Source organism: Corynebacterium breve (genome assembly GCF_030252165.1).
Classification (GTDB): Bacteria; Actinomycetota; Actinomycetes; order Mycobacteriales; family Mycobacteriaceae; genus Corynebacterium; species Corynebacterium breve.
The window spans coordinates 974,611-996,406 of the sequence record NZ_CP126969.1 but is presented as its reverse complement, the minus strand read 5'-3'; the positions used below and the strand labels follow the sequence as shown (position 1 = coordinate 996,406).

Sequence of the window (21,796 nt, the reverse complement as noted above, 5' to 3'; positions counted from 1 at the left end):
TCAGGACTCCTCCATCATCGAGTAGGTCGCCATATCCATCCTGGCAATCCCATATAGGCGTTTCTTCAACTTTTGACCGGTGGGAGTAAACCCTTCGGGCCATTGCGTTTCGGGGCTTTCTCTATGCCGCTCGACGACGACGATCGCGTCGTCGACAAGCGTGGGTTTGAGGGCCGTAAGCATCTGGACAACTGATGCGTCCTCGAGCTCATAGGGCGGGTCAGCAAGCACCATCGAGAAGTACTGTTTCGGCGCGGTAGCTAGATAGGTGGACGCCGCGACGGGTGCGATCGAGACGTTGGGATGTCCGACAACTTCTGCATTGTGCTCAATGACAGCCAGTGCACGCGGGTCATCTTCCACCAAAACGACGTGCTCAGCACCGCGGGAGGCTGCCTCAAGACCCAGCGCGCCGGAGCCCGCAAACAGATCGAGCACGGTCTGCCCCGCAAATCCGACACGGGCATTCAGAGATGAGAAGAGCCCTTCACGCGCACGGTCTGAGGTGGGTCGGGTGCCTTCTGGCGGAACCTTGATCTTGCGGCCCCGCGCTTCCCCGGCGATGATGCGATTCATGGTGACCACCTTAGCGGGTGACTAGCTCTTCTCTAGATATTCGAGGTCGTCTTGCGCCAATTCCGCAGTTAGTGATCGCGCAAGATCTGCATTCTTTTCGACAATTCCCGCGGCATCATCGTTGGCACGTTGGATAATGGAGAAGTCTTTCGTCAGGTTGATCAGCTTCAAACGTCGCTGCACTCCCGACTGCGCAGTGCCTAGCACGTCGCCTTCGCTGCGAGTTTGCAAATCCAGTTCAGCCAGCTGAAAGCCGTCCGAGGTGCTCGCCACGGCTTGCACTCGGGCGAACTGGCCCGAGTCCTCTTCTGCCAGCGTGTGGAACAGGCACAGAGACTTATGCCCGCCACGACCCACGCGACCGCGCAGCTGGTGGAGCTGGGATACGCCAAAGGATTCGGATTCGCGGATCATCATGACAGTTGCGTTCGGTACGTCAACGCCGACTTCGATAACTGTGGTGGATACCAATACGTCGATGCCTCCACGAGAGAAGTCGGCCATGATGGCGTCTTTCTCTTCTCCTTTCATTCGCCCATGCAAGATGCCCACCGAGAGATCTGGGAATTGGATGCGCTGAAGATAGTCCGCGATCTCCAGGACACCGCCCTCGCCCTCAATGCGTGGACACACAACATATGCTTGACGCCCATCCGCCACTTCTTCGCGGATCTTCTCCCACGCACGCGCCACCCATTTAGGGAAAAACTCGGGGACGACCGACGATTGGATGGGCTTTCGCCCACCCGGAAGTTCCTTGAGAGTGGAGACTTCCAGGTCTGCGAAAACCGTCATCGCAATGGTGCGAGGGATCGGCGTTGCCGTCATCACCAGCATGTGCGGGGTGTAGCGATCATTCTTCGAACGCAGTTGGTCACGCTGTTCCACACCGAAGCGGTGCTGCTCATCAACCACCACGAAACCTAGATCGAAGAAGTCCACCGAATCCTGTATCAGCGCATGCGTGCCCACAATGATGTCTGCCTCACCGGAGACAATGGAGAGCAAGGACCTTTGTTTAGTCGCAGTGTTCATCGAACCGGTCAAGGCCACAACACTGACTTGCGCCCCTGCGTTGAGCAACGTCATCTGCAGGGAACGCGCATGCTGCATTGCGAGGACTTCCGTCGGCGCCAGCAACGCACATTGCTTCCCGTTGTCGATCGCCTGCAGCATCGCCAACAGCGCAACGATCGTTTTGCCCGAACCAACCTCACCTTGCAAAAGGCGCATCATCGGGAGTGAGCGCGCGAGATCGTCGCTTAGTTCGCCGACGGCTTTCTGCTGGCCTTTTGTCAGAGGAAAAGGCAAGCTCCGAAGCAGCTGGTCTTGGGCCCGACCTTCGACGCGCAGAAGCGCAGGAGCAGTTTCGTGGGACGCATCCACTCGTCGCAAAGCCATCACTAACGCGATCGACAACGCCTCGTTGTACTTCAACCTGTCGATGGCCAAGTCTGGGCCCTCCGGCCCCGGCGCATGCACCTGGCGCATCGCCTCATCAAAACCGATCAGCCCGGCGGGGGTTTCCTCGAGTGGCTCTAGGATCGGTGGCAACGATTCGAGTACCGCATGCGCAGCACCCATGAGCGTCCACGTGGATACTTTGCCCGTAGCAGGATAGACGGGAAGCCACTCGCGATCTGCAAGCATGTCGCTGAGGGACCCGAATTTGCTCAGTTTTTGCAGCGAGCCTGTCGCTTGGCCCGACCCGTTGAGTAGTACATAAGAAGGATGAGACATCTGGGGCTGCCCCCGGTAAAAGCTGAGCTTTCCTGTGACCATCAAACGGGTGCCCACCTCAAGGGTCTTTTCCAGGTAGGCAGAATTGAAGTATGTTGCGCGCACGCTGGTGACGCCATCAAAGATGGTCAGGTGCAAGATGTGTTTATTGCGACGCCACTCGCCACGCACCGCCTGGATCGTACCCATGAAGCTAATCGTGTCGCCGTCGTGAGCAGACATGATTGCTGAAGTTCCACCGTAGTGGATATAACGTCGCGGATAGTGTTCAAGGAGATCTTGACACGTCGAAAGCCCAAGGTGCTTCTTTAGCTGCTGCGCCTCCTTCTCCGGAATTACGTCGACAAGGAGACGGTCATCCCGAAACCCCAACACGGCGCTACTCCACCCCGATTTCCGCCAACACGTCTAATGCATCTGCAGGATAAACTACGACCTCGACATCGAGGGTCTGCGCAAGTTCTTCCTGGACAATCGAATCGACAAACTCCGAGCGCACAAGCAGGGTGACCATTTCGCCGCCGGGTTCTAAGAGACGGCGACAACACGACGCGATCGTTTCTGCCAACGAATCTCCCACCGCGATGACCTCGCCGTGCGCATGTGCGACGATATCGCCTTTCGACGCCGGACCAGACTTGGTCAACACTGCACGGCTAGCCTCCGTGACCACCGCTAGTCGCATCTCCCCTGCTGCCTCCGACATCGTGTACGACGCCGTGGCCAGAGGCTGCGACGGATCGTGAACCGCCAAAGCCGCGATACCAGAGACGAGGCGCACAGTGGGCAGCAAAGTGATCTGCTGTTCAAACGCAGCGGTGGCCTTCTCCACTGCGATGAGGCTGCGATTGTCCAGCATGCCGTTGGGCAAAAGCACAATCTCTTGGGCACCGGAAGCACGAATCGTCGACAAAATCTCCGCGACGATGTCTTCGCTCGGGTTCACTACAGTCGCCGATGCCTGGGTGTACAACTCCGCTAACGATCCCGGCGGGGTCACAGCCATGACGATGCGTTCGGGCGTCGACGTGCGCGGTCCCCCTGGCAAAATTTCGAGGCGAAGGTCACTGACCTGCCCCGCAGCAAAAGCAGCTTCGATCACGCGCCCTGCATCATGAGAATGTACATGCACGGTCCCCTCAGTCTCACTGCTGCGCGCAACAACCAGGCAATCACCCAGGGGCTTCAGAATCTCTTCCAGCTCGGCCACGTCACCTTCGTAGAAGAACATAATTTCCAGTTCGCCCTGTCCCCCATGCGTTTCAGGGTGCAACGCTCCGGCATTGCTTAACGACGATTCTTCCGCTTCTTCACCCGTCACTTCACTGTAAAGGGCATCAAGCAAGACGACGAGCCCTGCACCGCCGGCATCCACAACTCCTGCTTCGCGCAAGGCACCTAGCTGCGAAGGCGTGTTTGCCAAAGCTGTCCGAGCTGCCTCAGATGCGGCCACGACGACGTCGTGAAGCTGTGGCCCCGCAGTGCGTGCGGCCGTTGACGCCGAACGAAGCACCGTAATCACGGTTCCTTCCACGGGATCAGCTATCGCGCGATCAACAAAGCGAACCGCCACATCGAGGGCGTCCGCCACGCAGGCACCATCGATGCTTCCCGTCGATGCGGATTGGGCCAAACCACGCAGCACTTGGGAGAGCACCACACCGGAGTTGCCACGTGCGCCCCTGACGCTGCCGGTGGCCAGGGCCTCGGCAACCTTATCTGCAGGCGCATCAGTTCCGAGGGCCTTCGCGTGCTCCAATGCCGCGTTCATTGTGTAGGCCATGTTGGAGCCAGTGTCTGCATCCGGTACCGGGAAAACGTTGAGGGCGTTGATGTCTTCACGGCGTCGGTTGAGTTCGTCAACGGCACGTTGCGCCCAAGAAAGAAGTCGGGCGCCATTCAGCTCGGAAGGAAACGTTGACATGATCGATAAGTTTACAGTTGCCAGTCGACGGGCGTGGCACCCTGGCCGGTGAGAGATACGTTTGCTTGAGAAAAGGGACGTGAACCGAAGAATCCGCGGCTAGCTGAAAGCGGCGAAGGGTGTGCCGATGCGATAACGGGGGTATCACCGAGGAACTTCTTGGCCTGCTGTGCGTCACGGCCCCACAGGATCGCAACCAACGGTGTGCCACGCTGAGCTAGGGCGCGGATGGCATGCTCTGTCACCTGCTCCCATCCTTTTCCACGGTGCGAACCTGCGGCACCTGGACGGACGGTGAGCACCCTGTTCAGCAGCAGCACGCCTTGGTCAGCCCACCTCGACAGGTCTCCGTCCGAGCGCGGAGGGATACCGAGGTCGTCGTTAAGCTCCTTGTAGATGTTCATCAGCGAGCGAGGAGGTTTGACTCCCGGCATCGTCGAAAAGCTTAAGCCCATGGCGTGACCAGGTGTTGGATACGGGTCTTGGCCAACGATCAGTACCTTGACTGAATCAAAGGGATCGTGGAAGGCGCGCAAGATGTTGTCGCCCGCGGGTAGAAAAGCAGGCTCTGAGCGGAGGAAATCGCCGAGCCGGTGAATTTGGTCTTCGACCGGTGCAAGGACTTGTTGCCACGAGGGATGAACAGGTAGTGCCATGTTAGAAACTGTGCCATCCTTCGCCGAACTTCGGGCTACGGCCGTCGATGCGAACCGCATCTCCCTTGGTCACCTGACCAATCGAGCGGAAACCCGCCGGCGCTTGGCCGCTTGTGGTGCCGAGGAGAGTGTGGTCTTCCCCACCGGAGAGTACCCACAGCCATGGATCGACTCCAAGGAGTTCGCCTGCCTCGATGAGCAAGGCGTCGGGTTGGATCGAGACTGAAGACACGTTAATGCCGACGCCCGAGCGCGTTGCAATCAGCTGCAGATCCTGGACAAGTCCGTCGGAATTATCAGTCATGGCCGTGGCACCGGCGGCGCGAGCGATCACACCGCGACCGGGAGTCAAGCAAGGTGCCTGGTGAGATTCCACAAGTGGAACAAGGGAATCCGGGATTTTCCTCCCCGAAGACAAAAGCGCGAGCCCAGCGGCAGAGTAACCGATGCGTCCGTGCGCGACCACGCGCTGGCCAACTCGGGCGCGATCCAGGGAAAGCTCGGGAAGATTTCCACCAAGCGAGCCGATGGCGGTCACGGAAAGGACAAGCTGCTCGCCCGCGGTCAGGTCGCCGCCAACCAGCTCAGCCGCGTATTCGTCGCAACGCGAGGCAATTCCTTCGGCAATCCCCCTGACCACTGCCACCGGGGTGTGCACCGGTGCGGAGATCGCCAGAAGGGCCGCGATCGGGCGGGCACCCATCGCTTCAACATCGGCGAAGTTCTGCACGATGGCCTTCCGACCCAGCTGAAACGGGGTAGTCCAATCGCTGCGGAAATGGCGACCTTCGACCAGCATGTCCGTGGTGGCCACCGCACGTGAGTTCGGAGAAGCGTGCATGAGCACGGCTGCGTCGTCACCATTTACCGACGAAGGCGCAGCATCCACGATCACTTGAATTGCCGCATGCTCACCGATATCACCCAGCGTGGGGCCATCAGTAGGAAAACCGGTGCTGAACATAGGTGGCGGAAGCCTTTCAGTAGACTTTAGGTTTATGACTCACGATACGTCGAGTGATGAACTCCAATTTAACCGAACACCGGTCTACATCAGCCTCGGCCTAGCCTTGGCGCTGGTTCTCGCGGTCATTGTCGGTGCAAAAGTGTACTTTGACAGGCTGACTAATCAGCCAGTTGCCATGACTCCACTGCCCGCCCCCGATGCTGAATCCGCGGAATGCGCCTCGCTGTTGGAATCGCTTCCCGACGAACTGCTTGGCCACAAACGTGCCGAGCTGGTCGAGCCCGCACCGGCTGGTGCCGCAGCCTGGCAGACCAGCGAACTCGAGCGTATTACTCTGCGTTGTGGCGTCGACGTTCCGCTGCAGTACACCGAGTATTCCTCCACGGAAAACATCGGCGGTGCGGAATGGTTGCGCGTTGATGACGCCACACCCGGATCCACGTTGAAGACGTGGTACACCACAGATCGCTTCCCTGTGGTGGCCGTGACCACTGATGAACTTGGTTTGGATGGTGCCACGGAGCCTGTGTCCGAATTACCTGTCGCTGAGCTGAAAGAACAGCCAGTGAATCCAAGCGATGCGCCTTTAAAGCAGCTGGCTGGTGGCGATTCTTCGGCGTGTGCGCCTCTGATGAGCGTCTTGCCTGATGAAGTAGCCGAGGGTTACAAGCGTTTGGAAGTAGCTGAGGAGTTCACCGCGGCCTGGGTTGCTGACGGCCAGGAACCAGTTGTGCTGCGCTGCGGTGTCGCGGAACCCGAGAACTACGAGGCGGGCGTGCAACTGAATCAGATCAATGGCGTTCCTTGGTTCGAGGACACCAAATTGATTAATGGCTCTACCTCCTCGACGTGGTTCGCGCTGGGCCGGGAGGCTGAGATCGCGGCTTCCATGCCTCAGGCGGTGGGCAACGAGGCAGTGGTCAAGTTGACTGACGCGATTGCCGAGTCTGTGCCGGAGAAGTAGTTCCGGACGCCCTTCGCAGAACCCGAATGGCAAAACCCGAACGCCCTGGATGGCTTAACTCGCAGTGAGTTTCCATCCAGGGCGTTCGGGTTTTGGCGTTCGAGATGTACCCAAACTGCACGAAAACTAAGCCATTCGACCACCGCGGGCCAGCGCAGTTTGGATCAAAGTGTCCAAAAGCTCCGCGTAACCCACACCATCGGCGGCAAAGACTTGTGGGTACATCGAAATCGGTGTGAAACCTGGCATGGTGTTGACCTCATTCAACACCGGGCCCTTCTCTGTCACAAAGAAATCCACTCGAGACAGGCCAGTGCAGTTGAGCGCCCGGAAAGTCTCGATCGCCAGCGCCTTGAGCTGACGAATCGTCTCCTCGTCGTAAGGCGCTGGAATCTCGGCGGAAACGACATTATCCAGGTACTTGGTCTCGAAACCGTAGAACCCCTCATCGGAATCCTCAGTCCCCAACAACTTCGCAGGCGAAGAGGCAACTAGGCGACCATCGGGATATTCAAGCACACCAACTTCGACCTCGTCTCCAACGATCTCAGATTCGATGATCACCTTGTCATCCGATTCGCGAGCCAATCGGATAGCCGCGCCAAGTTCATCCCAATCGGTCACCTTAGAAATTCCGATCGACGATCCGCCACGCGCCGGCTTCACAAAAACAGGCAGGCCAAGGCGGGCTTTTTGATCCTCGGGCAAAACGTCGTCGCCACGCAAAATGTACTCATCGGTGACTGGAAGCGACTCGGCCATCATGAGTTTCTTGGTGAATTCCTTGTCCATGCCACACGCGCTCGACAGCACGCCGGTGCCGACATACGGCAGGCCAGACATCTCCAGCAGCCCTTGGATAGTGCCGTCTTCACCGTACGGACCATGCAAAACGGGGAATGCGACGTCAACAGTTGCGATGGTTTCGCCAGAGGTCACATCGATGAGCTGACCGCGACGAGTCGGGCTTACCGCGAGTTGAATTTCCCTGCCCATGGTGACTTCGGGCAAACGAGCTTCGCCGACTGGGTCGAGCGAGCCCTCCACCCACGCGCCTTCGCGAGTTATGCCAACTGGGACGATGTCGTACTTTGACCGGTCCAGCTCTGCCATGATGGCTCCGGCCGAGATGCACGAAATGGAGTGCTCAGTGGATTGACCACCATAAATAACTGCAATACGGATCACGCGCTCATCCTACCTTTTCCTATTCCGACTTCTTCGACCGGCCCATGAGGGCTACGACCATATCCGCCACGGTCATGTCGCGATGGCAGACCGCGTAAACAGCCTGGGTAATTGGCATTTCTACACCAACGGTGCCTGCTAGATCAAAAATACTTTCCGACGAAATAACGCCCTCGGCGACCTGACCATGCGTGGCTTCCTTCGCTTCTTCCAAGGTGCCGCCCTGCCCCAGTTGGTAACCGAAGGTGCGGTTACGTGACAGCGGGGAGCTGCAGGTAGCGACGAGGTCGCCAATCCCGGCCAGTCCAGCAAACGTGCGCTGATCCGCGCCAAGCGCCATGCCCAGCCGAGTGATTTCCGCGAGTCCGCGCGTAATCACTGTAGCGAGTGTGTTCTCACCCAGTCCCCTACCCGATGCCATACCGCAGGCAAGCGCGATCACGTTCTTACAGGCACCGGAAATCTCGCACCCAATAACGTCGGTGTTGGTGTACGGGCGGAGATAACCGGTGGCGCAGGCAGCTTGCACGAGCTTGGCGCGATTCTCATCGATACATGCGATGACGGTGGCGGCGGGCTGCTCTTCGGCGATCTCGCGTGCAAGGTTCGGTCCGGTCAAGACGGCAATTCGGCTTTGGTCGGCCCCGGTGATTTCCGCGATGACTTCGGTCATCCGTTTGTACGTTCCCGACTCAATACCCTTGGAAATTGAGACAAGTGTTGCGTCGTGAGGCAACAGTGGCGACCAGACTGTGAGGTTCTCGCGCATGGTTTGCGAAGGCACTGCGAAGACAACGATGGTGGCACCCTCGAGTGCAGCGGTGGCGTCGGACGTTGCCGAAACAGCCTCTGGAAGCTCCACATCAGGCAGGTAATCGGGGTTGACGCGGGTGGCTTGGATCTCGCGGGCAAGTGAGTCGCGACGTGCCCACAGGGTCACAGTGTTTCCTGCGTCTGCAAAGACTTTGGCCAGTGTCGTGCCCCATGAACCGGCTCCCATGATCGCAACATTGACCACCGTGCAGCGCCCCTTACTTAGATTCGTCCAATTTCTTGTGAAGATCATCTTAGATGAGATAGCGAATCGTCTTCGAGTGCGCCACAATAAGAAGTTATGGGCAAGAACAACGCACTGCATGAGCAAGACAAAGATGCACAAGGAGAAAAGCTCGTCACGGGGCGTCTCCAAATGATTCCGAAGGACCCCGCGAAGGAGTTCAAACGGACAACTCTTGCCGCGGGCGCTGTGCTATGGCGTGGAGATTTGAGTGATATAGATTCCATCGAGGTCGCTTGTATCCACCGCCCTGGCTACGACGATTGGTCTTTGGCTAAGGGAAAAGTCGACCCAGCAGAGTCGCTGCCGGTCACGGCAGTACGTGAGATCCTCGAAGAAACGGGATACGAAGTGCGCCTAGGAAAGCTTCTCGGTCGCACAATTTACCCAGTGCTGGATCGCACCAAGGTGGTCTACTACTGGACCGGCGAAGTCATAGGCGGTGAATTCGCACCCAATGAGGAAGTCGACGAGATTCGCTGGCTCCCCATCGCCGAGGCCCAAGACATCATGACTTATGATCTCGACCGCGAAGTCCTAGTTAAAGCCGAGAAGCGCTTCCGACTTCCCGCGACTTCCCGCATTCTCTACGTCCGCCACGCCAAAGCCCACGAGCGCGAGAAGTGGGCCGGAGACGACAATCTGCGACCGCTAGAGAAGAAGGGTCGTCGCCAAGCAGAAATGCTCGTGCCAATGCTTGCGCCTTTCGGCCCCGATCGCATCTACTCTGCGGTACCTGATCGGTGCCAGCAAACCGTTGCACCGCTTGCCGACGAACTTGGGTTAGACGTGATCGTCGATAAGCGATTGGGCGATGACGGGCTTATCGACGATCTTGTGGGCGCACAGCAGGCCTTCATGGACGTTGTAAATGAAGGTGGTGTGAGCGTGATCGTGAGCCAGGGGTTGAGCATTCCGGATGTGATCGCTTGGTTGTCGGCGAACGGGCGGCTCCCGATTGATATTGAGATCAAGGCGAAAAAGGCGTCGGTGTGGGTGCTGTCGTTTAACAATGGTGAGCTGACAGGGGCGGATTATCTGCCTTCGCCTTTGCCTGTGCGGTAGGTGTTAAAAGTAGCCTTCCGCAAAACCGTACGGTGGGTCGCACGGTTTTGCGGAAGGCCAAGAAAACTACCTACTGTACAGCGGGTTTGAAGGCGGGACGTTGAGCTTCGAAATCAACGATCGCGTCTTCTTCGCGCAGGGTGAGCCCGATATCGTCGAGGCCCTCCATGAGACGCCAGCGAGTGTAATCGTCGATGTCAAAGGTATAGCTCGATTCGCCAACTGTGACGGTGCGGTCCTCGAGTGACACGATAACTTCGCGGCCTGGTTCCTCGTTAAGCAGCTTCCAAATCAGCTCGATGTCGGATTCAGCCATGAGTCCCGCGAGCAGGCCGGCTTTGCCGGAGTTACCGCGGAAGATGTCTGCGAAACGAGGGCTGAAAACAGCCTTGAAACCATAATCCATTAGGGCCCACACCGCGTGCTCGCGGGACGAGCCAGTACCGAAATCAGGTCCGGCAAAAAGCACGGATCCTGCCTTGTATGGCTCTTGGTTGAGGACGAAATCCTGTTCATTGGTGCGCCAGTTGTTGAACAATCCATCCTCGAAGCCGGTGCGGGTGACGCGCTTGAGGAAGACAGCCGGGATGATCTGGTCGGTATCAACGTTTGTGCGTTGCAGTGGAACGCCAACGCCGGTGTGAGTGGTGAACTTTTCCATGCTAATTCTCCTTACAGATCGGCTGGGCTGGACAGGTGGCCGGTGACTGCGGTGGCGGCGGCGACCAGTGGCGAGACAAGGTGCGTGCGTCCACCTGGGCCCTGGCGGCCTTCAAAGTTTCGGTTTGAAGTGGAAGCGGAGCGCTCTCCAGGCTTGAGCTGGTCTGGGTTCATGCCCAGGCACATGGAGCAACCCGCGGTGCGCCACTCGGCGCCGAAGTCGGTAAAGATCTTGTCCAATCCCTCTTCTTCGGCCTGTTGCTTCACGATCGTGGAGGACGGCACCACCATCATGCGAGTTCCCTCTGCAATCGCGCGACCTTCCACAACGGATGCCGCAGCACGCAGATCCTCGATGCGGGCGTTGGTGCAGGATCCCAAGAAGACGGTATCGATCTTGATATCACGCAGCGGAGTGCCTGGAGTCAGATCCATATATGCCAGAGCTTTTTCGGCGGATTGTTTGGAGCCCTCGTCCCCGAAATCCTCTGGGTCTGGAACGTTGGCGCTGAGCGGCAGGCCTTGACCCGGGTTGGTACCCCAGGTGACAAATGGGGTCAGTGCGGAACCGTCGATTTCAACAACTGTGTCAAACTGCGCACCCTCGTCGGTGGGCAGGGTCTTCCAATAGGCAACCGCTTCGTCCCAGTCCGCGCCCTTCGGCGCAAACTCGCGGCCTTCGACGTAGTCAAAGGTCTTCTGGTCAGGCGCAACCATGCCGGCACGCGCGCCTGCCTCGATGGACATGTTGCAGATAGTCATACGTGCTTCCATGGAGAGCTTCTCGATTGCTTCTCCGCGGTACTCGATGATGTGGCCTTGGCCACCGCCGGTGCCGATCTTCGCGATGATCGCCAGAATCAGATCCTTTGCAGAAACGCCTTGTTGGAGTTCGCCGGAGACCTCGATCGCCATGGTCTTGAACGGCTTGAGGGACAGTGTCTGGGTCGCCATGACGTGCTCAACCTCAGAGGTTCCGATTCCCATTGCGATCGAGCCGAACGCGCCGTGGGTGGAGGTGTGCGAGTCGCCACACACGATGGTCATGCCTGGCTGGGTAATGCCCAGCTGCGGGCCGACGGTGTGCACGATGCCCTGCTGCTCGTCGCCCATCGAATGGAGACGCACGCCGAATTCTTCGCAATTCTTGCGCAGGGTTTCTACTTGTACGCGGGAGGTCTGCTCCTTGATCTCAAGAAGTGAGCCGGTGACGATTCCCTCGGTAGGTACATTGTGATCCTCGGTCGCTAGGTGTAGCTCTGGGTGACGCATGGTGCGCCCCGCCATCCGCAGGCCGTCGAACGCCTGTGGGCTAGTGACCTCGTGTAGAAGCTGGAAGTCAATGTAGATCAGATCTGGGTCGCCGTTTTGCCCCTGCTTGACCACGTGGTCGCGCCAGACCTTCTCGGCCAGTGTGAGCGGTTGGTCCGCCATGTACGCCTCCTTAACCAATCCCAGTGTATGAGATGATATTATCCGTTGTATGGGACAGTATAGCGTAGAATCCGGCATCCAAGTTCTTGACCGTGCCATTGCGATCATCGATGCGATTTCCCAGGGCGACAAGACCTTGGCAGAGCTCGGCGACGCCACGTCCATTCCACGAGCAACCACCCACCGCCTTGCCACGGCCCTCGAAATCCACCAGATTCTCGACCGCACCACCCAAGGCGCGTGGACCATCGGCCCTGCGCTTGCTCACTTCCATTCCAATACGCCGACACGCCTAATCAACATCGCGACACCAATCATGGACGAACTCGTCGACACCACCGGCGAATCCGTCCAACTCTACAAACTCACCGGCACCACCCGCACCTGCATCGCCGCCATCGAGCCACCATCCGGCCTACAAAACACCGTCCCGGTCGGCTCTCGCCTGCCACTCACCCACGGTTCCGCTGCCCGCGTCTTTGCCGCTTTCACCGAGCATTTGCTTATCGACGACCCCTTCGCCCCTGACGACCTTGCCAAAGTAAGGGAATCTGGCCTAGCCGAGTCCGTCAGCGAACGCGAAGTAGGTCTCGCCAGCGTCTCCGCGCCGATTTTTGCCGGCAACCAAGAAATCATTGCCGTGCTTTCCGTCTCCGGGCCTGCTGAGCGCTTGCGCCCGTCACCAGCAGATAAGTGGGGCAAAGAACTGGTCGCTGCCGCCGAGCAGCTCACCCGCGCGCTGTAGCTATACACCTGCGTCGATACCATCGAAGCTTCTAGGGGTTCATACACGCCGCGCTAGTTTTCACTCGGGTTATTCTCTCAGTCTCCCCGCATGAAATAATGAAGCTAACAACTCCAGAAAGCGGGCAGCCCCATGAAAAGAGTAGTTTCACGAATACTTCTAGCACTCGTAATAATAGTTCTTTTATTGTCTTGTGCAGTGTTTCTTTTCATGGGGTCGCAGGTGTACAAAGGCACCACGCAACTGTCTTCTCCGGAGTCCACCACCAAAGAAACCGCCGACTTTCTCGACTACGCCGGGGTGCACCGCGAGGACATCGCCAAGGACTTCACCATCGAGGAGTTCACCGTCACCGCCTCGCACGATGACCACACCATCCCCGCAATTCACATTCACAACGGCGACAAAGACCGCGACACAGCAATCTTGATCCACGGTCTCGGAGGCACCAAAGACGCAACTCTTCCTGTCGCGAAAATGTTCCTCAATCTGGGATACAACGTGATCGCCTACGACCAGATGAACAGTGGAGGCAATACAGCGTTGGTCAACACTTTTGGCGCGCGCGAGTCTGACGACACGATGAAGGTTCTCACACAGCTTGACACCGAGCTTTCCGACGACTGCGAGATCGTTATGTGGGGAACATCCTTCGGTGGCGCGACGGCGGCGATGGCCGCAGCGAAGGACGAGGGAATCGTCGACAAGCTTGTGCTGGATAGCCCGATGGCCGACGCACTCGACATGATTCGGATCGAACTAGACAAAGTTGCAGGAGAAACGCCGTTCTCTACCAACTTTATGCTCGCTGCGGGCGAACCATTTCTCCGCGTGCACCAGGGCGTGTCTTACTACGAGCTCGACGCTGCCGAAGCGATCAAGGACTCGGACATGCCGGTACTTTTGATCCACTCGCGTGACGACGAAGTCACCCCGCCGCACATGGGCCACGAATACGAAGAAGCCCTCGGCGATCGCGTGACGGCAATCTGGACCGAGGGCAAACACTCCGAGGCATACATCACCCAGCCGGAGCAGTATCAGCAGTGGCTAGCTGATTTCTTGGGCCAGTAGGATTTTATTCCACCCCGAGAGCTGGACCGATGGTCTTCCAAGTCTCTGGGAGCTGGCGGCGAAACAGTCCCCAGTTGTGGGTTCCTTCGTCGAATTCATACCAGTCGATGTCCAAGCCAGCGTCACGAGCGTTGTCAACGAAAGCGCGCGAGCAAGCGTAAGCAAACTGCTCATCGACGACCAGCGCTGGCATCGGCGAATCCTTCACTTCCTCGTCCGTCTCTGTCGGCACACCGCGGGATGCCGCCGCGAACAACTTGATCCCGCGCATGTCCTCGAGGTTGAGCATCGGCGAATGCTCAGCCCACGCTGGATCGGATGACGCTCCCCACATGTTCGCTGGATCGCCACCGTAAAAACGCACTGTCGATGATGCGAATGGTTGGCCCAGCACGCCGGTTGTGGACTGGCAGCTCGAATACGTGCCAGCAACCTTGAAGCGATCGTCCATGGTCGCGATGTGAAGTGCGGGGCCGCCAGACATAGACATTCCACCGATTCCATCGGTTCCGTTGCCGTAGAACATCTCGTCGATCAGCTGTGGCAACTCCTTTGCCAGGTACGTCGACCACTTGTAAATGCCCATTTCAGGGTCCTCGTGCGCCCAGTCTGCTTGCTGCGAACCGACAGCGCCGCGTGGTGTCACCACGTTGATCAGCTTGTCCTTGAAGAAGTCCGGCGCCCCGCCCGCACCAGTCCAACCGCCACCACCTGCACCACCGAGCAGGTAATAGGTCGGGCGCGGGGTGGTGTTATCCGGGCCACCTTCCGGCAGAACAAGATCGTTGGTGATCTCACGCTGCATTGACGGCGAGTACACCGTGAGCGTCCAAAGGTTATCGCGCTCATGCACCAGGGAGACGAACTCGGCCGCCGGCGCGTTTGGATCCGGGAACGTGTCCGCGATGTCCACCGTGCTCGATCCCAGTGCCTGGCTGCTTCCAGAGCTTCCCCCGAAAACGTGGGTGCCAAACGCGAGATCTCCCAGCGGGCCTTCCATGAGCGAGGCGGAGCTCAGACTCGACGCCTCCACGCCAGCTGACGAGGCATCACTCTGGCCTAGCGGTTGCCCGCTTGCCGACGACTGAGCCAGCGCATCTGGGGCCACCAATACAGAAAGGGACAATGCGGAGGCAAGAGCAAGCGATAGGCCACGACGAGGGTTTAATTCCATTTGGTCAATCTTACGGGAACAGTAGTTGCCACAAAAATTGATTTGTGCGCGGAAGGATTGGTATGAGTGCGCGTGGAACAGAGCCCCGAAGCAAAAGATGAATGTGATCGGGGAACATAAAAAGCCCCCAACCGAAATGTGAACTGCTCCCCACTAGTTGGACTGAGAAATCAGTTTCCGACTAGTGGGGAGTTTTTCTTTTGAGAGCACGAAGTTCGTTGAGTCAGGCACAGCGGGAGCAGCTCGTTGAGTTATTTGAACAAGGGCTGGGCTATACGGCAGCAGCTCATCGTTTAGGGGTTAACCCCTATCCGGTGAAGAGGCTTGCCCGACGGTTCAAGCTTCATGGCAAGCTATGTCTTGTGGAGAAGCCAACGAAGCAGCAATATTCCTTTGAGGTAAAGAAAGACATCGTTGATCGGTTCAATGCTGGCGAGTCCAAGATGGAACTCGCCAGGGAATTTGGTTTATCTTCGGATCAACTTGTCTCTGGTTGGGTGCGTGCCTGGCGTGCCGGCGGTGATGAAGCTTTGCGGCCGAAACCGAAAGGGCGCCCGAAAGGCAGTTCACCTGCGAAACCGTTCACTGAGGAAGATCGGTTGCGTCGCGAGGTAGAGAAATTGCGGGCGGAAAACGCGTATTTAAAAAAATTGCGGGACTTGAGGAACCAACGACGAGGCTAAAAGCTGAGGTCATCGTCATCCTCAAGTCAACTCACCGCCTGGACGATCTGCTGGGTGCGGCAGGGCTTGCCCGGTCAACATTTTTCTATCACCAACAACGCCTCACCATGGGCGATAAGCACGCCCAGCTCAAGCAAGCAATCATCGAGGTCTTCGAGCGTATGAACCGTCGTTATGGTTACCGGCGGGTGCACGCCCAGCTACGCCGGGCAGGATGGGTCGTTAACCATAAGCTGGTCTATAAGCTCATGGACCAGCTCGGGTTGAAGTCAAAGGTCCGAGTGAAAAAGAAGTACAACTCGTACAAAGGCACTGTCAGCCACATTGCGAAGAATGTACTGGATCGACACTTCACACCTGATAGGCCCAACACGGTGTGGGTCAGTGACATCACGGAATTTCGCGTTGCTGGCACCAAGGCTTATTTGTCGCCAATCATGGATCTATATGACCGGTCAATCCTGTCGTACAGCGTATCTACCTCACCAAATACAGCCTTGACATCACAGTCTCTGCGTGACGCCATCGCACAACAATCACCAGGGCAAGGACTGCTTGTACATACAGATCAAGGGGTCCAGTACCAGCATTCCAGCTGGCGCGGGCTGATCACAAGCATCGGTGGAGTGCAGTCAATGTCAAGGAAAAGCAACTGCTATGACAATGCGGTGATGGAAAACTTCTTCGGGCACTTAAAGACTGAGATGTACCACGGTGAATCATTTACCAGCTTGCAGGAATTCTACAAGGCAATCGATGACTACATCTACTGGTACAACCATGAACGCATACAGAAACGACTCAAGGGTCTGACTCCGATGCATTATCGGAACCAGACCCTTGAACCCCTAACCGCCTAGAATTAAACCAGTCCAACTTTCAGGGGCCAGTTCAAATTGGCTGGAGGCTTCTACTGGTACCCCAGATGGTACGCAACATATATAACGACTTGTCAAGGCTGAGTGAGATCAGCATCTCTGCACTTCAGGGGGCATAAAGAGAGAGGTTGATCACTAGGGTCCTGGCCGAAAAAGTGGGCTCAATATGCACTTTAAAGACCCTGCGGGACACTACACATAAAACAAAACCGTCCGGAATGCTTGGGCATGAGGCATCCGGACGGTGTTAGTTTAGCAATAATTATGTGTAAGGATAGTTTGGTGGAGTTCGATAGATTAAAACCCCTTATGCTTATCCTCTTGATTCGATGATTAAGAAAATAAAAAGGATTGATCAAAACCGCTAATATTTATACAATATTAAAGTGGTTATGCTATTGACAATCCTTTTTAATTATGTGTTAACTTAGATTGGTGGCCCTAACTATTTGCACCACATAATAACTAGGATTGGTCAAAAAGCCATTGGCTCTGACCCCTGTTAAAAGCTGCTTCGAACTGATTTTACACAAAATCGCGAGCTAGAAAAATGGTCACTTTTCGGCTACCAGCTCGACTGAAATACGTCGCCTCTCATGAGCGATGGCATGTTTTCACCTGCTAGTTGCCACCGTACATGGCAATATCAAGGCGACAAGCCGCTCTTCTCAAAGCATTTGCGACCTTGCCATCATCCTCGTAAAAAGAATTAAAGCAATCTAGTATCACACGACAATAAAGATCAAAGTATTGGTCAACCTCATCATTTTCTAGACACTGAACCGACTCAAGGACCAAACGCGCATCTTCGGAGTTAGAGATTCCGACCAATTGTTCATCACCGGATCTCAGCCGCTCCAGAAATGAAATCTTCTTCTTCGAAGACTTATGAGTAGATGCCGCAGAAGGACACTTCATCAGTAGCTGATCACCTGACTCGAGTCGCTTCAGCAACCTTGTCTTGGCCTGAGATCTAGTCTTCTCAGCCCTAATTTCGTCGGCAGCGAAGTTGATACTCCAACCCGCTGCCTTACGGAAGAAGTGAATGGGTACAAAAGCCGAAGACCCAGTCGCCGCCGCTTTAACATAACTCTCCGGTGACTCACTAGGATCTTGATTAAGGAAGCGCACGATAATATCTTCCGATGTCACTGCCGAGTGAATAACCTTGTCCGTAGTAACTGTTATTGTACTAGCTGGCTGAACTTCACCGATTAGTTTAAGTGTCGGTGCGCCAACGGTTTCGCTGAACTCACCTTCCCGGATAAACGAAATACTGTCCACGAGCTTCTGGTCGATAAGTAACTTTTGTCCACTAGCCCCACGCACCTCTTTTTTCGACAGATCAAAGATCGCAGCGTTTTTGGCACCAGCCTCAATCAAGTACCGAAACTGTTCAAGCAATAGCTGAGATTCTCGTTCCCTTGATTCTGCAATAATCCGATTGAGCTCCGGGTACTTAATTTTCTCCGAGCGAGAATTATACCGATAAAGAATGTCGCCCTCTTGCACAACCTGCTTTCCGGTATTGAATGTTTTTTCGTGACGCCGGGCTTGTTTTCTGATTCAGCCACATAAATCACACCCAGGGTTCTCCCTTCGAGCTTAAAAGTCTCGGCCTCCCATCGAATTTCCGGAGAAAAATACTCGTTCAAACCATCAGTTAGTTTGGCACGATCTAGGTTATCGAATTGATCCAGATGACTCCCTTCTAAGCCCTTGAGTGATCTTGGATTGTCAGTGACCCCAAAAATTATGTATCCACCCTTGGCATTTGCAAACGCTGCCATGGTTCGAAGGTAGAGAGGAAGAGCGCCGAAACTAAAAGACTCCTTGAACTCCTTCTGCGTCCCTTCTCTGGTCTTAACCGTAATACGCTCGCCGCCTGAAGAAACCTCCAGAAGAGATTTGAGCACACTTTTTGTTACTAATAGCAAGGAGTCGCCATTCATTTGCGCTCACCCCACTTTGCGCACAGTCTTGCCGACTCCCAGCGCAGGCGTCCGCCTGACAAGACTCGTTTGACGCCAGCTTTCGGAATCATCCCAGCACCTGCTTAATCATCGACACAATGTCGTCATTTTTGAGCTGCGCGCGGAAAGCCACGTCAACACCCGACTCCTCCATCGATTCAAAGAACTTCTTGGCGGCAGCGATCCGCATCTGTTCACTCTGGCGTAAATCAGTCTTCTTTTCAACGTCTTTCGTCTCAATAATAAAGTTCAACGCCATCTGCCCATCACCCTTCTTGAGGACATACATGAAATCTGGGCTGGTCGTTCCACCAAAATACAGCGGAACCTTGATCGAGCGACGAGGGATTTTTCCGTACACCACCACTTGGTCCACGTCAGAATCCCGGATCGTTTCTTTCTCTTTCGGTGAATCGAAAACGAAAACATCATAGAGGAATTTGTCCGGCACCTTGGATGTTGCGTCCTTATACACCCCAATGTTGCCCTGAACAATATCCTCTAAAGGTTCGCCCGCTTCATCCGTTAGCGCAGTAGCACCGACAACTCCCCGCACCTGGGTATAAGAGAACCGGTTGAGGAACTCCTGCTCCATCCACTCATTGAAAGCCGCCACAAATCGACCCAGCGTCGCCTTATTGAAAAATCCTTTGATATCTTCTTGGATTTGCTCTTTTCAACTAGTCCATGATGGATTCTGCTCACCGGGAGGTACGTCTGTTTGTAGGCCAGTTGCAACCACTGCCCATACGGAATCGGCTCAGTAGCGTCAAAGGTAGCCTTTGTCTCTGAGCGTGTTTCTAACTCACCATCCTCACCCGAGATGACGACGTCTTGAGCGAAGCGCCCCAACTGAGCCTGGTACACATCCTGATCCAAGATATCCGCGATGCACTGATCAACCTCAGCGTCTGTCAAATCGTCAAGCCGTAAGTAGTACTTGTCGTTGACCTTCTCCCACAGCTGCTTAATCTCGTGGTACCGATCCTGCCTGATCCCAACACGCGCCCGGCTCTTATCTTCCACAATTTTGTCCGGTTGCAGCCGTTTCTTCGTAAACTCCGGATAAGCCGCAAAGAACTCATCGGCCTTCTCGGGGACAATGTTTTGATCGGCATCAATGTACCCAGCAGTAAGAAGCTCAACCATCAATTCGGTCACGGTCTTGCCCCGTTGCTTGCCGACGGCCTCCAGCAAGCCCTTCACCGAGGCCAACTTCTCACCGACATCCGAGTTCACCTCACTGACCAGCTTCTGCGCAAAATCCCGCTCGGTGTAATCCACCAAATACGTCAAATAGAACTGCTCACCAGAAAGCCTGGTCCCTGACACATCCACCGGCAAACGAAGACCACGACCAACCTCCTGCAACTTAGAGATGTCCGACCCCGAGGAACGCAACTTCACGATCTGAAACACATTCGGGTTATCCCAGCCCTCACGCAACGTCCACTTCGAGAAAATGAAACGCATCGTGTTCGGCTGTCCGTCAGCATCCTCAAACGCCAGTAATTTCTGCTTGTCCCGCAGAATCTGATCAACCTCACGCTGGATCGCCTCATCCGCTGTCGAGTTATCCGCCGAAAAGTACCCACCGTTAGTGGCCAGGATATCTCCCAGCGAAGCCTCAAGATACTTCACGTATTGTTTCGCCGTTGACGACGAATCCCCGCTCCTGGCCTTAATCTCCTGACGAAGTTTCTCCTCAAGGAGTTCCTCAAACCTTTGGCGCAAATGGCCACTGGAACCATCCACCCCACGGTACGACTCCACCGCATCAATGAAGAACAAACTCAACGTCTTAATCCGCGAGGCCCGCCGAAAGTTCTTCCACTCCTGCCCAAAGTGGTTATCCAGCGCCTGTCGCATCATCAATGCCTGATACGTATCCGAGTAGACATTGGCAGAAATAATATCCCCGCGCGCCAGCACCTGATCGTTAGACAGCGTCACGCCCGACTTGATTGCCGGATTCGGGGTCTTGCCCACCGCCTCTACGGTCAGCCCCGCAAAATCCCCCGCGATAGAGCCCAGTGACTCGGTCAAGCCAAGCGACACGCTTTTACCGGTCTCAACATTCTGGAAAGTAGCCGTCTTCGGCTTCGACGCCGACAGATTAGTCAACTTCAACCGCACGGTATCCTGGCTCTCGGCCTCCGGGTACTGGATCGCCACGCCCTTGACGAGCTGCTCATTGAAGGCCTCGATCGCCCCCAAGTTGAAAATGAGGTTGTTGTAGTCTGTTTGCTTCGTCTTACCAAGCTCTGGGAAGGTAGCCCCAAACCGAATAATGGCCTGCGGCTGAATCTGATCCAGCAACGCCTCATACGCCTTATTTTCACGCTTAAACCGATGCGGCTCATCAATAATGACAATCGGGCGTGTTTGGGCCAATGCCTCGTACGGCACACTCGACGAACCCAACACCATCTGGTCATAATCCGCCGCCATCGTCGCCTTCGACAGCAACATTCCATCAGTCATCAACAACGCCGAAATCCGACCCTTGGTCAAACGCGATCCGGACACAAAGTTAGCAATCGCCGATGGAAACAGCTTCCTACCCTTGGAACGCTTCTGCGGATCAAGCACATCCAGATCAAGTCTGATCCGCCCGCCATACGCATCATTGAAGTACTGCCGCGCATAATCTGCCTGCATAAACGAGCGCGCCCCCTCCTTAATAGGAGTCGACGGCACAAGAACAATGAACTTGTTAAAGCCATACAGCCGGTTCAACTCATGCATCATCTGGGTATAGACAAGCGTTTTTCCAGTGCCTGTCTCCATCTTAACGTCGATACCCAAAACCCCGTCATCGACCTTGCCCCGCCACGACGAAGGAATAGCGTCAACCCCCTCAACCTGGCCGATCTGCAAACTATGGATATTATCCCGCAGCTGCGGATCAGCCGGATCAAACACCGGATTCGCTTCGTGGCGTCCGCCATAGTCCAACTCCACACCGTCAAACACCTTATTGACAGCACGAAGCGCGCTCTGCTGATGCTCAAGAGTCTGTAAACGAATCTGCATAC

The 21,796-nt window shown here is 55.9% G+C and carries 19 protein-coding genes; 5 read left to right on the top strand and 14 right to left on the bottom strand.

Translation table 11 applies throughout. The features are described 5' to 3' along the window. The 5 genes from rsmD to QP027_RS04880 are packed head-to-tail and all read right to left on the bottom strand — an operon-like array spanning window position 1 to window position 5,860. The gene (rsmD, locus tag QP027_RS04900; RefSeq protein ID WP_284826459.1) at window positions 1-576 is read right to left on the bottom strand and encodes a 16S rRNA (guanine(966)-N(2))-methyltransferase RsmD; all 576 of its coding nucleotides are present in this window, start codon (window positions 574-576) and stop codon (window positions 1-3) included. A gap of 21 nt (window positions 577-597) precedes the next feature. Beyond that, window positions 598-2,691, bottom strand: coding sequence for an ATP-dependent DNA helicase RecG (locus QP027_RS04895; protein WP_284826458.1), 2,094 nt, complete (start codon window positions 2,689-2,691; stop codon window positions 598-600). Between the two features lie 4 nt (window positions 2,692-2,695). Further along, complete coding sequence (locus tag QP027_RS04890; RefSeq protein ID WP_284826456.1) at window positions 2,696-4,240, bottom strand: DAK2 domain-containing protein; 1,545 nt, start codon at window positions 4,238-4,240, stop codon at window positions 2,696-2,698. A gap of 11 nt (window positions 4,241-4,251) precedes the next feature. Beyond that, window positions 4,252-4,896 (bottom strand): uracil-DNA glycosylase, encoded by a 645-nt coding sequence (locus tag QP027_RS04885; protein WP_284826455.1) that lies wholly within the window; start codon window positions 4,894-4,896, stop codon window positions 4,252-4,254. Between the two features lies 1 nt (window position 4,897). Next, window positions 4,898-5,860 carry a thiamine-phosphate kinase gene (locus tag QP027_RS04880; RefSeq protein WP_284826454.1) on the bottom strand — a complete coding sequence of 321 codons (963 nt, stop codon included), beginning with the start codon at window positions 5,858-5,860 and terminating at the stop codon, window positions 4,898-4,900. A gap of 34 nt (window positions 5,861-5,894) precedes the next feature. Here QP027_RS04880 and QP027_RS04875 point away from each other — a divergent pair, with 34 nt between their 5' ends. Then, window positions 5,895-6,827, top strand: coding sequence for a DUF3515 domain-containing protein (locus QP027_RS04875; protein WP_284826453.1), 933 nt, complete (start codon window positions 5,895-5,897; stop codon window positions 6,825-6,827). 126 nt (window positions 6,828-6,953) lie between these two features. On the opposite strand, the gene QP027_RS04870 is transcribed toward QP027_RS04875, so the two are convergent. Next, entirely contained in the window at window positions 6,954-8,015 is a 1,062-nt protein-coding gene (locus QP027_RS04870; RefSeq protein WP_284826452.1) for a D-alanine--D-alanine ligase family protein, read from the bottom strand. A gap of 19 nt (window positions 8,016-8,034) precedes the next feature. Beyond that, window positions 8,035-9,033 carry an NAD(P)H-dependent glycerol-3-phosphate dehydrogenase gene (locus QP027_RS04865; protein ID WP_284826451.1) on the bottom strand — a complete coding sequence of 333 codons (999 nt, stop codon included), beginning with the start codon at window positions 9,031-9,033 and terminating at the stop codon, window positions 8,035-8,037. Between the two features lie 96 nt (window positions 9,034-9,129). Here QP027_RS04865 and QP027_RS04860 point away from each other — a divergent pair, with 96 nt between their 5' ends. Next, on the top strand, window positions 9,130-10,137 hold the full coding sequence (locus tag QP027_RS04860) for an NUDIX hydrolase (RefSeq protein ID WP_284826450.1): 1,008 nt from the start codon (window positions 9,130-9,132) through the stop codon (window positions 10,135-10,137). Between the two features lie 70 nt (window positions 10,138-10,207). Here QP027_RS04860 and leuD read toward each other — a convergent pair whose 3' ends face one another. Further along, a complete protein-coding gene (gene leuD / locus QP027_RS04855; protein WP_284826448.1) occupies window positions 10,208-10,798 on the bottom strand; it encodes a 3-isopropylmalate dehydratase small subunit in 591 nt (196 codons plus the stop codon). An 11-nt stretch (window positions 10,799-10,809) separates the two neighbouring features. Then, the gene (gene leuC / locus QP027_RS04850) at window positions 10,810-12,231 is read right to left on the bottom strand and encodes a 3-isopropylmalate dehydratase large subunit (RefSeq protein WP_284826446.1); all 1,422 of its coding nucleotides are present in this window, start codon (window positions 12,229-12,231) and stop codon (window positions 10,810-10,812) included. 49 nt (window positions 12,232-12,280) lie between these two features. Between leuC and QP027_RS04845 the strand changes: the two genes are divergently transcribed. Both QP027_RS04845 and QP027_RS04840 read left to right on the top strand, forming a co-directional pair. Next, the gene (locus QP027_RS04845; protein WP_284826444.1) at window positions 12,281-12,976 is read left to right on the top strand and encodes an IclR family transcriptional regulator; all 696 of its coding nucleotides are present in this window, start codon (window positions 12,281-12,283) and stop codon (window positions 12,974-12,976) included. Between the two features lie 198 nt (window positions 12,977-13,174). Further along, on the top strand, window positions 13,175-14,050 hold the full coding sequence (locus tag QP027_RS04840; protein WP_284826442.1) for an alpha/beta hydrolase: 876 nt from the start codon (window positions 13,175-13,177) through the stop codon (window positions 14,048-14,050). A 4-nt stretch (window positions 14,051-14,054) separates the two neighbouring features. On the opposite strand, the gene QP027_RS04835 is transcribed toward QP027_RS04840, so the two are convergent. Further along, window positions 14,055-15,224 carry an alpha/beta hydrolase gene (locus QP027_RS04835; RefSeq protein WP_284826440.1) on the bottom strand — a complete coding sequence of 390 codons (1,170 nt, stop codon included), beginning with the start codon at window positions 15,222-15,224 and terminating at the stop codon, window positions 14,055-14,057. 200 nt (window positions 15,225-15,424) lie between these two features. Between QP027_RS04835 and QP027_RS04830 the strand changes: the two genes are divergently transcribed. Continuing rightward, a protein-coding gene (locus tag QP027_RS04830; RefSeq protein ID WP_432418610.1) for an IS3 family transposase occupies window positions 15,425-16,767 on the top strand; the annotation gives its coding sequence in 2 pieces (ribosomal slippage) (window positions 15,425-15,866 and window positions 15,866-16,767; 1,344 coding nt in all). Window positions 16,768-17,406: 639 nt separating this feature from the next. On the opposite strand, the gene QP027_RS04825 is transcribed toward QP027_RS04830, so the two are convergent. The 4 genes from QP027_RS04825 to QP027_RS04810 form a co-directional block, all read right to left on the bottom strand. Continuing rightward, on the bottom strand, window positions 17,407-18,189 hold the full coding sequence (locus tag QP027_RS04825; protein WP_284826438.1) for a hypothetical protein: 783 nt from the start codon (window positions 18,187-18,189) through the stop codon (window positions 17,407-17,409). After that, window positions 18,165-18,737: an ATP-binding protein gene (locus QP027_RS04820; RefSeq protein ID WP_284826436.1), complete on the bottom strand. Its 573-nt coding sequence runs from the start codon at window positions 18,735-18,737 to the stop codon at window positions 18,165-18,167. Before QP027_RS04820 ends, QP027_RS04825 begins: the two co-directional genes overlap by 25 nt. 88 nt (window positions 18,738-18,825) lie before the next feature. After that, the gene (locus QP027_RS04815; RefSeq protein ID WP_284826435.1) at window positions 18,826-19,353 is read right to left on the bottom strand and encodes a restriction endonuclease; all 528 of its coding nucleotides are present in this window, start codon (window positions 19,351-19,353) and stop codon (window positions 18,826-18,828) included. Next, entirely contained in the window at window positions 19,284-21,794 is a 2,511-nt protein-coding gene (locus QP027_RS04810) for a type III restriction-modification system endonuclease (protein ID WP_284826432.1), read from the bottom strand. The genes QP027_RS04815 and QP027_RS04810 overlap by 70 nt, the downstream gene beginning before the upstream one ends. Window positions 21,795-21,796 lie beyond the last annotated feature (2 nt).